General features: G+C 70.6%; 12 protein-coding genes. 4 read left to right on the top strand and 8 right to left on the bottom strand.

The features are described 5' to 3' along the window. Positions 1 to 229 precede the first annotated feature (229 nt). Entirely contained in the window at positions 230 to 601 is a 372-nt protein-coding gene (locus FHR32_RS04440) for an ArsR/SmtB family transcription factor (RefSeq protein ID WP_184753124.1), read from the bottom strand. A 191-nt stretch (positions 602 to 792) separates the two neighbouring features. Between FHR32_RS04440 and FHR32_RS04435 the strand changes: the two genes are divergently transcribed. Further along, complete coding sequence (locus tag FHR32_RS04435; RefSeq protein WP_184753123.1) at positions 793 to 1,929, top strand: acetate/propionate family kinase; 1,137 nt, start codon at positions 793 to 795, stop codon at positions 1,927 to 1,929. A gap of 176 nt (positions 1,930 to 2,105) precedes the next feature. Here the strand turns inward: FHR32_RS04435 and FHR32_RS04430 are convergent, their stop codons facing one another. Beyond that, entirely contained in the window at positions 2,106 to 2,396 is a 291-nt protein-coding gene (locus FHR32_RS04430) for an isoamylase early set domain-containing protein (protein ID WP_184753122.1), read from the bottom strand. A gap of 496 nt (positions 2,397 to 2,892) precedes the next feature. Between FHR32_RS04430 and FHR32_RS04425 the strand changes: the two genes are divergently transcribed. Continuing rightward, the gene (locus FHR32_RS04425; protein ID WP_184753121.1) at positions 2,893 to 3,522 is read left to right on the top strand and encodes a nucleoside/nucleotide kinase family protein; all 630 of its coding nucleotides are present in this window, start codon (positions 2,893 to 2,895) and stop codon (positions 3,520 to 3,522) included. An 18-nt stretch (positions 3,523 to 3,540) separates the two neighbouring features. Here FHR32_RS04425 and FHR32_RS04420 read toward each other — a convergent pair whose 3' ends face one another. From FHR32_RS04420 to FHR32_RS04405, 4 genes are all read right to left on the bottom strand, one after another. Further along, on the bottom strand, positions 3,541 to 3,813 hold the full coding sequence (locus FHR32_RS04420; RefSeq protein ID WP_246465967.1) for a hypothetical protein: 273 nt from the start codon (positions 3,811 to 3,813) through the stop codon (positions 3,541 to 3,543). 125 nt (positions 3,814 to 3,938) lie between these two features. Beyond that, complete coding sequence (locus FHR32_RS04415; RefSeq protein WP_184753119.1) at positions 3,939 to 4,175, bottom strand: hypothetical protein; 237 nt, start codon at positions 4,173 to 4,175, stop codon at positions 3,939 to 3,941. Between the two features lie 184 nt (positions 4,176 to 4,359). Then, positions 4,360 to 5,568 carry an NsdA family TPR-like regulatory protein gene (locus tag FHR32_RS04410; RefSeq protein WP_184753118.1) on the bottom strand — a complete coding sequence of 403 codons (1,209 nt, stop codon included), beginning with the start codon at positions 5,566 to 5,568 and terminating at the stop codon, positions 4,360 to 4,362. A gap of 151 nt (positions 5,569 to 5,719) precedes the next feature. Next, positions 5,720 to 7,192, bottom strand: coding sequence for a M48 family metallopeptidase (locus tag FHR32_RS04405; protein WP_184753117.1), 1,473 nt, complete (start codon positions 7,190 to 7,192; stop codon positions 5,720 to 5,722). A gap of 338 nt (positions 7,193 to 7,530) precedes the next feature. On the opposite strand from FHR32_RS04405, the gene FHR32_RS04400 reads away from it, so the two are divergent. After that, a complete protein-coding gene (locus tag FHR32_RS04400; protein ID WP_184753116.1) occupies positions 7,531 to 8,349 on the top strand; it encodes an SGNH/GDSL hydrolase family protein in 819 nt (272 codons plus the stop codon). Positions 8,350 to 8,379: 30 nt separating this feature from the next. Here the strand turns inward: FHR32_RS04400 and glpK are convergent, their stop codons facing one another. Both glpK and FHR32_RS04390 read right to left on the bottom strand, forming a co-directional pair. Then, on the bottom strand, positions 8,380 to 9,897 hold the full coding sequence (gene glpK, locus FHR32_RS04395) for a glycerol kinase GlpK (RefSeq protein ID WP_184753115.1): 1,518 nt from the start codon (positions 9,895 to 9,897) through the stop codon (positions 8,380 to 8,382). A gap of 37 nt (positions 9,898 to 9,934) precedes the next feature. Further along, entirely contained in the window at positions 9,935 to 10,702 is a 768-nt protein-coding gene (locus FHR32_RS04390) for an IclR family transcriptional regulator (protein ID WP_184753114.1), read from the bottom strand. A gap of 319 nt (positions 10,703 to 11,021) precedes the next feature. On the opposite strand from FHR32_RS04390, the gene FHR32_RS04385 reads away from it, so the two are divergent. Further along, positions 11,022 to 11,849: an MIP/aquaporin family protein gene (locus FHR32_RS04385; RefSeq protein WP_184753113.1), complete on the top strand. Its 828-nt coding sequence runs from the start codon at positions 11,022 to 11,024 to the stop codon at positions 11,847 to 11,849. Positions 11,850 to 11,869 lie beyond the last annotated feature (20 nt).

Below are 11,869 nucleotides of genomic sequence, written 5' to 3'. Positions count from 1 at the left end.
CCCTGTGGGGAGCCGCGTAGAGACGGAAACCGCTACCCCCACCGTACGCCGGTGCTTCGGGGCACTTCAACAGGTCGGCGGGAATGCTCCTGTCAGGAGGTTCGCGGCCGGGGGCGGGGGCCGGACGTCGCGATCGGACCGGGACGGACGCCGGGGGAACGCCTGTCGCGGGTGACCGATTGGTCACTCTGGGTGGTTGTTCGATGTCGGAGGAGGTTGGCGACGTCGGTCAGATGTCGTCCCTGTCTCCTGCCCCGGGCGTGTTGGCAGGCCTCATGCGACGCTCACGCTTTCCCCGCGCGAGCTCGGTGCCGAGGGCGTCCAGGCTCTGGTCCCAGAACCGGCGGTAGCGCTCCAGCCAGGTGTCGACCTCCTGCAGCGGTGCGGGGTCGACGGCATACAGACGCCGGGTGCCCTCGGCCCGGACGGTCGCGAAGCCGTTGTCGCGTAGCACGCGCAGGTGCTGTGACACTCCGGGCTGGGAGATCCCGAACTCCTCCTGCACGACGGCGCCGATCTGGCCGGCGGAGTGCTCGCCTTCGGCGAGCAGCTCCAGGATCCGGCGCCGCACCGGATCGCCGAGAACGTCGAACGCGTGCATGAACGCCACTATATCGGCGCGCGCTTATACAAGCCAGCTCCGGGGGTGGTGGCGGAGGCCGGTCGCACGTCGCACGTCGCACGTCCCGTGTCCGGTGGAAGAGCCGGTCTCCCGCCGGAAGGCCTGAACCGGATCGATCCTCCGGATCCGGTGGATCGTTTGCCGCCTGCCGTTGCGGGCACCCGGAAACCATGGCAATCACCGATCCGGCAGTGCTCACCGTCAACGCGGGATCATCGAGTCTCCAGCTCCACCTGGTCCGGGACGGCAGGGTCCTGCGCACCGAGCACAGCGAGCAGAGCCCTGATCCGGCCGGTGCCGAACAGACGGTGTCGGACTTTCTCGGTGCCGAGCCCGGATGCGAGCCCGTGGCGGCCGGCCACCGTCTGGTGCACGGCGGCGACGCCGTGCGGCGGCCGACGGTCGTCGACGACGACGTGCTGGCCGCGGTGCGCGGGTGCGCCGATCTCGCTCCACTGCACGTGCCGCCCGCCCTCGCGCTCGTCGAGGCCTGCCGGCGGCTGCTGCCGGGGATCCCTCACGTGCTCTGCCCGGACACCGCCTTCCACGTCACCCTGCCCGAGAGCGCCGCGACCTATGCGCTGCCGCCGGAGTGGAGGAGCCGGTACGGCCTACGCCGCTACGGTTTCCACGGGCTCTCCTACACCTGGGCGCTGGGGCGGGCGGCGGAGCTGCTGGGGCGGCCCGCCGACACCCTGCACCTCGTCCTGACCCATCTCGGCGGGGGTTCCTCGGTGTGCGCGGTCCGGGAGGGCCGCAGCGTGGACACCTCCATGGGCTTCACGCCCCTTGAGGGGGTGCCGATGAGCAAGCGATCGGGGAGCGTCGATCCCGGCATGCTGCTGTGGCTCCTTTCCGACTCCCGGCTCTCTCTCGAAGAGCTGCGCGACGGGCTGGAGCACCGGTCCGGGCTGCTCGGGCTGTCGGACGGCAGGTCCGGTGACACGCGGGACCTGGTGGGCGCCGGCGACCGGGCCTCCGTGCTGGCGCTGGAGGTGTTCGCCCACCGGGTGAGCCGGGAGATCGCCGCCGCCGCGACCAGCCTGGACCGGCTGGACGCGCTGGTGTTCACCGGGGAGATCGGCTGGGATCAGCCGGAGGTCCGCGAGGCCGTCTGCCGCAGGCTCGGGCTCCTCGGCGTCGAGCCGCCCGCCCGGGCCGCCCCCGGGGCCGACCCGGAGGCCGACGGAGCGGTGAGCCCGCCGGGCGCCGTGCCGGTGCTGGTGGTGCGACCGCGTGAGGAGTTGCAGCTCGCCCGTGACACCGTCGGCGTGATCGACGAGATGTTCCCGGACGTGTCCGGGTAACGGGAAGAGGCTTGGGCCGGAGCCGTCATGCCCGGACAGGAGGGGGGAGGCCGTCCCGGCGAATGGCGATCGTGGAGACGGCGGAACTCTGTCCTGCGGCGCGGTCCGCCGGAGCCGCGGGCGGTCATGTGCCGATCCCCGCGCGACGGACGCCGCGACGCTTTCGCCCGCAGGTCCTACCGGGCCACCGGGTTCAGGCGTCCGCCGTGCTCGTCGTGGTGGTCGGCGTCGGCGTCGTCGAACCACACGCCGCCGTCCGCCAGGTAGCGGAAGCGGATGGGCTGCTGCGACGGGACGGTCAGGCTCACCTGGTAGGTGCCGTTGTCCTTGCGCTGCATCGGATGGGCGTAGGGATCCCAGTCGTTGAAGTCGCCGACGAGTGAGATCCCGCCCATAGGCTGCTCGGCCGGCACCGTGAAGGTGATCTTGACCTGCCCGTTCTTAGTGGGTTTACCGCGTTTGATCATCGAAGTTCTCCTGACATCACTGTCTCCATGGGTGGCCTGCCGAGATCGTTGTGAAGAGAGGGCGCGACGGTCACGCCGCCTCTCCGAATGTGCGTCCTGAAGGACGGTTCACGATCGGGAGGCCGACATTCCCTCGCGGCCACGCCAGTACGATCCACAGGGATCGTTACCGCCAGTCATCGCCTGACAACACGCTGCGCCAACTTTTGAGCCGGATAACGCCCGACTTTGACTAGATCATGATGATTGACTGGCTCATATCGCGTGAACGAAGTTTTTCGCCTCATCCGGTTCTCGCCGGAGCCGTACCGGAAGAGGGGGGTGCGGTGCCGTCGACGGGGAAGATGATCCCCCCCGGGACTCCCGTGTGACTGCCCGGACTCCCGTGTGACTGCCCGGACTCCCACGTGACCCCCCGGACTCCCACGCGATCCGCCGGGTGCGGGCCGGGGTGTTCGCGTCCGAGGTGCCGGCGCGTCGGTGAAAGATGGGCTGTATGGACATACGGCCCATCTCCCCTGCGCTGCTGGTCGAAGAGCTCGCCGACCGGATCGCCTCGGCGGCTCCGGACTCCTGGGTCCGGGTGGCCCTCGACGGCGCACCGGCCGCGCGGCCGGAACGGCTCGCGGACGCGCTGGTGGACCCGCTCCGTCTCCGTGGTCGCGAGGTCCTCCGGGTTTCCGCCGGCGATTTCCTGCGCCCGGCGTCGCTGCGCCTCGAGTACGGCCGGACCGACCCGGATGCCTTTTACACCGACTGGCTCGACTCCGGAGCCCTGGACCGCGAGGTGCTCGGCCCGCTCGGACCGGGCCGATCCGGCAAGGTCCTGCCCACGTTGTGGGACAGCACCGTCGACAGGGCGACGCGCGCGCCGTACGTCACCGTGCCTCGGGGCGGGGTGCTTCTGCTGGACGGAGCACTGCTGCTGGGGCGGGGCCTCCCCTTCGATCTGACCGTGCACCTGTGGCTCTCGCCCGGCGCGCTGGCCCGGCGGACCGGCGTGGAACAGCAGTGGACGTTGCCCGCCTACGCGCGCTACGAGCGCGAGGCCGGGCCGGTCGGCACCGCCGACGTGGTCGTCCGAGCCGACGATCCGAGGCATCCGGCGATCGTCAGGCGGCCGTGAGCCGGGCCGCCTGACTGGTCAGACGCCGGCGCGGGACGGCATCCTGCTCTCGCGGTAGGTCTCCTCCATCATCTCTCCGCCCATCGCGCGGGTGTCGGTGTGCGTCTCCTCAATACGGAGCGCGACCCCCATTGCGAAGAATGTCGGTGCCCACTCGCCGATGAAGATTCCCCACCTGTCCGCCCGGTCTCTCCCCGCCTTCTCGAGCGACTCCGAGCACAGCCATGCCGCGACCGACAGGCCGATCGACACGATCCCGGCCATGTACATCGTGTTGGACTTTATGCCCATTTTGTGAAGTTTATTGATCATTTCATCCCCCCGATGGTGATTCGTTCTTATCGTTACCATTCGAGGTCGCATATAACCGGGTGTCCGAAAATTCTGGCCGCCGCACCGTATCCGGACGGGCGCGGTCAGGGACTCTGGGAGTCGAGGCAACCGCTGTCGCCGATCTGCTTGAGCAGCCCCTCGTGCCGGGCCTCCAGCTCGTTGGCCAGGGATTCCTGCTCGTCGGCCATGTTGATCAGCGCCGACCGCTCGGCGGCGTCCGTCGGCCCGAGCTCGCCGACCTGCCTGCGCAGCTCGGCCACCTCGTTACGGAGCCTCTTCAGATCCTCTTCGACTTGCTGAAGTTCCTTCTGGATGCTCATCCGATGTCCATACCCCCGCATCGGGCACCGATTCCAGAAGCCCCGGGCCGCCACGCGACCGGCAGGCTCCGGCCGCGCCGCCGCCTCGGTCCTCGCCGCGGCACGGGCCGGAGTGTTCCGGCCGCGCTGAGAGGTCTCGCCGGAGCGTCCCCGCCGTCCGCTTCACGGCGGGGAAGGCCGGCCGTCAGCGCGGGTGCGGCAGCCGGTGGAGGCCGCCCTGGACGAGGCGGAGCTCCTCCAGGGCCCGGCGTGCGCCGGTCAGGCGGGACAGCGTCAGGGCCTGACGGGCGACTCCGGCCGAACGCTCTGCCTCGTGCGCGTCGGCGTAGGCATGGGCGAGGCGGGCCATGGTGTAGGCCGTGGCGTAGGTGGACGGGGCTCCGGGGAGATCCCGTTCCAGGAGTTCGATCGCGTCGGCGGGATGGTGGAGCTGGATGAGACATCCGGCGGCCAGGGTGGTGTGGAGCTCGGCGAGGTGGTCGGACACCTTGAGCGTGTCGTTCTCCGGGCTCTCCTCGGGTCCCTGCCCGGATTCCTCCGCGGACTCCTCCAGGCGGCGGTGGCACATGTCCTCGGCCCCCGCCATGGCGTGGCCCTGCGCCTCGTGGCAGCGTGCCATGGCGTCGAGCGGATGCGGGGAGAGGACGTGCTCGCGGGCCGCGACGGCGAGGTCGATCACCTGCTCGGGGTTGCTCCGGGCGTCCTGGAGGCCGGCCCGGCGGGCGAGCGTGTACGCCATCAGCCGTTCGTCCCCGGCCTGGTGCGCCGCGAGCAGGGCCCGGTCCGACCAGGCCAGCGCCTCGTTGAGGTCGCCGGCCTCGTAGTGCATGCGGCTGATCTGCTCGGCGTCCTCCGCGCTGAGCATGAGCAGTGCCTGGCGGACACCCGATCCGGCGTCACGGTGCAGTCCGTCGATCGCGGCGAAGAGGGGAGACAGCACACCGGCTGTGCGCGCCGGGCGCAGATCCGGTCGTGAGTAGGCCCGCAGGACGGTCTGGAGGTAGGCCACGGTCCGGTCGTCGACCCGCTGGGGGTTCTCGATCGCCCGGCCGGCGCGCTCCTCCTCCTCGGCCGAGAACACCCCCGCCAGCAGCGGGATGCCGGTCAGGTGATGCCAGAGCGTCGTGCCGGCCGCCTCCCCGCTGAACAGCTCCGCCTCGTTCATGTCGAACGCCCGGCACAGCAGCTCCGCGTACAGCTCGTCGGGCCGCTGCTCCCCGGCCTCCCAGGAGCGGACCATCTCGGAGAGTTTCTCCTGGCTGGGCAGGCGGTCACGGGCCGTCTCGTCGGCGGTGTCGGCCAGCCGCCCTCCGAGCTCGTGCCGGCTCCACAGGCGGCCGCGCCTCCAGGCGCGCATGCGGGCGGCCCAGTTCGGAATGTCGATGGTGATCATCGGGGCATCCTCTCGACGCGCGGCGAAAAGAGATATTTCGCGTACTTTGTGGCATCTGTCCCTATTCTGCTCCGTCCGTTGCCGTCCGCCATCACAAGGATGCTAAAAACTCGGGTGAGGATCCCGTGGTCCCCGCAAGGGGGGCGCCGCTTCAGGCGGGGGTGTAGTCGGGTGCGACGCCCAGCCCCGCCAGCCAGGCGCGCATACCGGGGACCTCCGAGGGGTCGGCGGCCACCTTTGCCGCGTACCGGGTGACCGTGACCTCCTCGCCGTCCGTGAACAGCAGCCGGGCGGGAGCCGACCAGGAGAGCGTCCACCGTGCCTGGCCGTGCTGGATCAGCGTCGCCTCCAGGGCCTGTCCCAGCACGTTCGCGAGCAGCGTGTCGGAGGGGTTCCAGCCGAGCTGTCGCAGCTCGGCCTCCAGGGCGGCGTGCCGTCCCTGGGCGAGTGCCTCGAAGGCCGCGTCGAGATAGGGCACAGGGGCGCCCATGACACGCTGCCCGGCGACGGACAGGTCGTGCAGCGCCTCGGCGTTGCGCATGTCGTACATTCCCTGCGCGACGAGGTCCTCCCAGGACACCGGCCGCAATCCGGCCAGCGCCTCGGGACTCCAGACGGTGTGCTCGACGGCGCCCGCGGCGACCGCCGGGTCGACCAGGAGCGCGGTCGCCTGCCGGGGGTCGGGCGCGTGCTCCGGCTCGGGCAGCAGGGCGATCGCGGCGAGCCGCTCCCGCAGGCTGGGATGGGAGTCGTAGGGAGAGGTCTCCTCGGGCTGCTCACCGGCTCTGGCCAGCTCGGCCTGCCCGGCGGGGTCGCTCAGCATCGCGCGGAATCCCGCCAGCACCTCCGCGGGACGGTTGCCGCCCGATCCGGCCAGGGCCATGTAGTGCTCCATGAACCGCTCCCATGCCAGCGCGGCGATGTGGATCTCGCGCAGCGCGCCCGCCATCGCCTCCCTGCCCGCGATGGAGACCGCGAACGCGTCGGCCTCCAGCTCCTGGCGGCGCGAGACGGCCTGCGAGACGCGCAGGTAGAGCTTCGCGTAGGAGGAGAACAGCCGCTGTACCAGGGGATGGCCGCCCAGCCCCTGGACGGCCGCGACCAGCGCCACCCTGCCGCGGTAGACGGGCGCGCCGAGCCGGGTGTGCGCCCCGCTGTAGTGGCCCAGCTCGTGGCCGAGTACGGCACGCATCTCGTCGACGGTGAGGATCTGCAGCAGCGGCAACCCGATGTACATGCGGCGCCCGGTGGCGCGCAGGCCGAGCAGGCGGGTGTCCTCGGAGACCGCGGCGTTCACCTCGGCGACCAGGCGGATCTCGTCGGGCGGCGAGGTCTGCACGCGCCGGGCCAGTTCCTCGACCGTCCGCCACAGCTCCGGCTCGTGCTCCCGGGAGACCGCCACACCCGGCTGCTCGCCGTCCTTTCTGCGGCTGACCATCCACAGCGCGCGGACGAGCGCGCCGGCCGCGAGGGTCAGCAGGCCGGCGATCTTCAGTGCGTTGGCGTGGAAGTCGATGAACAGCGAGACGTCGAAGAACACGGCGGCCGCGAGGATGAGCCCGACCAGGACGTAGAAGCCGGCGAGGAGGGCGAAGGCCAGTGTGGCCCGGAGTGCGGTGGTCATAGGGGGAGGAACTCCGTGATGAGGGGGATAAGTGTGCAAGACCTTAGTGGAGCCCCTCTCGCGCCCTGCGGATGATCGTGGAACGGAGGGCCGCGGAGCGGTCCGCGGCGCTCCTGGCGGGGCGCGCGTCCTGAGGCCGACACCTGCGAGTGTCGTCCGGGGACAGACGGCCGCGCCGGGTTACGTTGGGGCGATGGACGCCGTGATGATGTCCGTGGCGTGACCGGAAAGAGTCCTTACTGGCTGGTCAGTAACTTGTAATGGATTCTTGTCAACGGGGTGAAACGCGCCGACATTCTGATCAGCAGAGTCGATCGGGGGAAACCCTGGAGGCCAGATTGAACATCCCCCGCCGGACCCTCACCCTCATCGCGGCAGTGATCCTCGTGTCCGCCCCGGCGACCGCCGTGGCGGACACCTCCTCGGCCGCCATCGGCACCATGGCCTCGATGGGTGACTCCATCACCCGCGGGTTCAACGCCTGCGGCTTCTACCTCGACTGCCCCTCCCGATCCTGGTCCACCGGGTCCAGTTCGGCGGTCAACAGCCACTACCGGCGCCTGCGGGCCGACAGCCTCTCCCTTGTCGCCTACAACGACGGCCGCACGGGCGCGAAGGTCGCCGACATGGCCGGGCAGGCCCAGCAGGCCGTCTCCCAGGGAGCCGGCTACGTCACGATCCTGATCGGCGCCAACGACGCCTGCACGTCCTCGGAGTCGGGGATGACCTCGGTGGCCGACTTCGAGGCCAGGTTCCGTACGGCGATGCAGACGCTCACCACCGGCCTGCCCGCTGCGGAGATCTTCGTCTCCAGCATCCCCGACATCAAGCGGCTCTGGGAGGTCGGCAAGGACAGCTCCTCGGCCCGCGCCGCCTGGGCCACCCTCGGCATCTGCAGGTCGATGCTGGCCAACCCCCGCTCCACCGGCCAGGCCGACGCCGACAGGCGTGAGCGGGTACGCACGAGAGTGACCGAGTTCAACGCGGTGCTGGCCGGCGTCTGCGCGGAGCAGGCCACCTGCCGCTACGACGGCGGCGCCGTCTTCGGCTATCCGTTCGCGCTGTCCCAGCTCAGCCCCTGGGACTACTTCCATCCCAACGCCTCCGGCCAGCAGGTGCTCGCCGAGGTCACCTACAACGCCGTCTTCGCGGTGTAGGGCCGCAGGCGTTCGGGGATCTCCTCGCCGTCAGCCGGGGCCGGGCACCGGCCTGACCCAGCCCAGGGCGCGTTCGACGGCCCGCTGCCAGTTGACGTGCTCCTCGGTACGGAGCCGGGGGTCCATGCGCGGGCTCCACTGCGCGGCCCGATGCCAGTTACGCCGGAGCACCTCGAGGTCCGGCCAGTATCCGACGGCGAGACCCGCCGCGTAGGCCGCGCCGAGGGACACGGTCTCGACCGCCATGGGACGCTCGACGGGCACGTCCAGCACGTTGGCGATGATCTGCATGAGGAGGTTGTCGGCGGTCATGCCGCCGTCGACCTTGAGCGTCTTCAACGCCAGGCCGGAGTCGGCGTTCATCGCGTCGACCACCTCGCGGGTCTGCCACGCGGTCGCCTCCAGCACGGCTCGGGCCAGATGCCCCTTGGTGACGTAGGAGGTCAGCCCCACGATGACCCCCCGCGCCTCGCTGCGCCAGTGCGGCGCGAAGAGCCCGGCGAACGCGGGGACGATGTAACAGCCGCCGTTGTCCTGCACGGTCCGGGCAAGTGTCTCGATCTCCGGCGCGCTGCTGATGAGGCCCAGCCCGTCACGGAACCACTGCACCAGCGCGCCGGTGACGGCGATCGGCCCCTCCAGCGCGTACGCCGCCGGTTGCTCGCCGATCTGGTAGCCGACGGTCGTCAGCAGGCCGTGGGCCGAGCGGACCGGTACGGTCCCGGTGTTGAGCAGCAGGAAGCTGCCCGTCCCGTAGGTGCATTTGGCCTCGCCGGAGGCGAAGCAGTTCTGCCCGAACAGCGCCGCCTGCTGGTCGCCGAGCGCTGCGGCGATGCGCACGCCGGGAAAGATCCGCCGGGCGGTGCCGTACGTCTCCGCCGACGGCCGGATCCGCGGCAGCATCCGGCGGGGGATGCCGAAGAAGGCGAGAAGCTCCTCGTCCCACTCCAGGGTGGCCAGATCCATCAGCAGGGTACGGCTGGCGTTGGTGACGTCGGTGACGTGGACACCGCCGTCCGGCCCGCCGGTCAGGTTCCAGATGAGCCAGCTCTCCATCGTCCCGAAGAGCACCTCGCCGCGCTCGGCGCGCTCCCGGAGGCCCGGGGTGTGGTCGAGGAGCCAGCGGATGCGTGGCGCGGAGAAGTAGGCGGCGAGCGGCAGACCGCAGCGTTCCTGCACCGTCTTCGCCTCCGGCCGGTGGGAGAGCTCCTCCACCAGGGCGCCGGTCCGCGTGTCCTGCCATACGACGGCCCGGCCGACGGGCTCGCCGGTCCTCCTGTCCCACAGGACGGTCGTCTCCCGCTGGTTGGCGATGCCGATGGCCGCCACCTGCTCGGGGCCGACACCGGCCTGGGCGAGCGCCCGGGGCCCGATCCGCTCCAGGTTGCGCCAGATCTCGACCGCGTCGTGCTCGACCCATCCCGGCCGGGGGAAGTACTGCCGGTGTTCTTGCTGGGTCACCGAGACGAGATGTCCCCGATGGTCGAAGAGGATGCACCGCGTCGACGTCGTGCCCTGGTCGATGGCCATCACGTAGCGCGTGGGCATGGCGTCCTCACCTGGAACGTGGGCGGCTGCGGGACGGTCAGTATCGGGACGCCCCGAGGTCCCGGGACACGGCACGGGCCGCATCTCGAACATAGGTCACCAGAGCGGAGTTCGGTTGCCCTCTGCTGTCGCAGATCCGCTCCACCGCGCCGGAGATGCCCATGGCCCCCACCACCAGGCCGCCGTAGCCGCGGATCGGTGCGGCGATGCCCGCTTCCCCGACGGTCATCTCCTCGACCTCGGTCACCCAACCTACCTCCCTGGTCCTGGTCAGAGCCCTGGTCAGAGCCCTGGGGGTGGTGATGGTCCGGCGGGTGCGAGCCTGGAGATCCCCGCCCCGCACGGCGGCGGCCGCCCCGGAGTCGTAGGCCAGCAGCACCTTGCCGAGCGCGGTGGCGTGCATGGGCAGCAGCGATCCGACGTCGAGTGTCTGGAGGGTGTCGTCGGGCCGGAAGACATGGTGGACCACGAGGACCTGGCCGTCGAGGACCGTCCCGATCCTGACCGCCTCCCCGCTGCGCGCGGCCAGCGCGTCGGCCCAGTTGATCGCGCGCGAACGCAGCTCGTTGACGTCGAGATAGCTGGTGCCGAGGTGGAGCAGCGCCGCCCCCAGCTGGTATTTGGACGTCACCCGGTCCTGCTCCACGAAACCGACGCGCTGGAGGGTGCGCACGAGGCCGTGGGCGGTGCTCCTGGCCAGGCCCAGGGAGCCGGCGATCTCCCCGATGCCCAGCTGTCCCGGGCTCCGGGCGAGCAGCCGCAGGATGGCCGCCCCGCGCTCAATCGACTGGACGGAGCCGGGCATGAGGGTGGTGGTGAACGGGACGGTGGTCGTCAGGCAATGTCGGCACCCATCAAGAGACGGTCTCCGCTCTACCGGCGTCGCCGGGCTCCGAGCGCTGTCTCACAGCCCGCCGATTTTACTACCGACAGGTATTCCTGACCAGTGTTCGACATTGTCGTCAGCCTGCCGTTGACCCGGTCACTTTTCGCGCCTAACGTCCCGAACAGCCAAGAGGACCGCCTCCTCGGGCGGTTTCCTGCACGGCCATCCGCCGGCACCCGGCTCCCCGCGGAGCCCCGGCGCGGGCTGGTGAAGCAGCACGGCACCGTGAGGAGGAGACGTGGCGGAACGACTGAAGGCCAGAGGACTACTCGGTGAGCTGGCCGCCGAGTTCGCGGGGACCATGATCCTGATCCTGTTCGGGGTAGGGGTCGTCGCCCAGGTGGTCGCCGGCGGCATCGGCGACCACGACAGCATCTCGTGGGCGTGGGGACTGGGCGTCACCCTGGGCGTCTACGTGGCGGCCCGGATCAGCGGGGCGCACCTCAACCCGGCGGTCACGATCGCCCTCGCGGCCTTCAAGGGCTTCTCCTGGCGCAAGGTGCTGCCCTACTCCCTGGCCCAGACCGCGGGCGCGTTCGTGGCGGCCCTGATCGTGCGGTGGAACTACTCCGAGGTCCTCGCCAAAGTCGACCCCGGGTTCACGGTCAAGACCCAGGGCGTCTTCTCCACCCTGCCGGGCAACGGAGAACTGCCGGTCGGCACCTGGGGCGGGTTCCGCGACCAGATCATCGGCACCGCGATCCTGCTCTTCCTGATCCTGGCCGTCACCGACGCGCGCAACTCGTCACCCGCGGCCAACCTCGCGCCCTTCGTCGTCGGCCTGATCGTGGTGGCGATCGGCATGGCCTGGGGCACCGACGCCGGCTACGCCATCAACCCGGCGCGTGACTTCGGGCCCCGGCTCGCGTCGTTCCTCACCGGTTATGAGACGGCCTGGCAGGATCAGTACGGCCAGCTCTATTTCTGGGTACCCATCGTGGCACCGGTGATCGGCGGACTACTCGGTGCGGGCCTCTACCAGGTTCTGGTGGCCCGTTTCCTGCCCGCGGAAGAGGACCCCGGCGCGGGCCGTGTGCCGGCGCCGGCCGACTACGAGACCGCCTGAAAGGCGCTGCCCCCGCAGCC

Origin of the sequence: Streptosporangium album (genome assembly GCF_014203795.1) — a bacterium.
Lineage (GTDB): Bacteria > Actinomycetota > Actinomycetes > Streptosporangiales > Streptosporangiaceae > Streptosporangium > Streptosporangium album.
The sequence above is the reverse complement of the archived record's forward strand: the minus strand, read 5'-3'. Positions and strand labels throughout refer to the sequence as shown.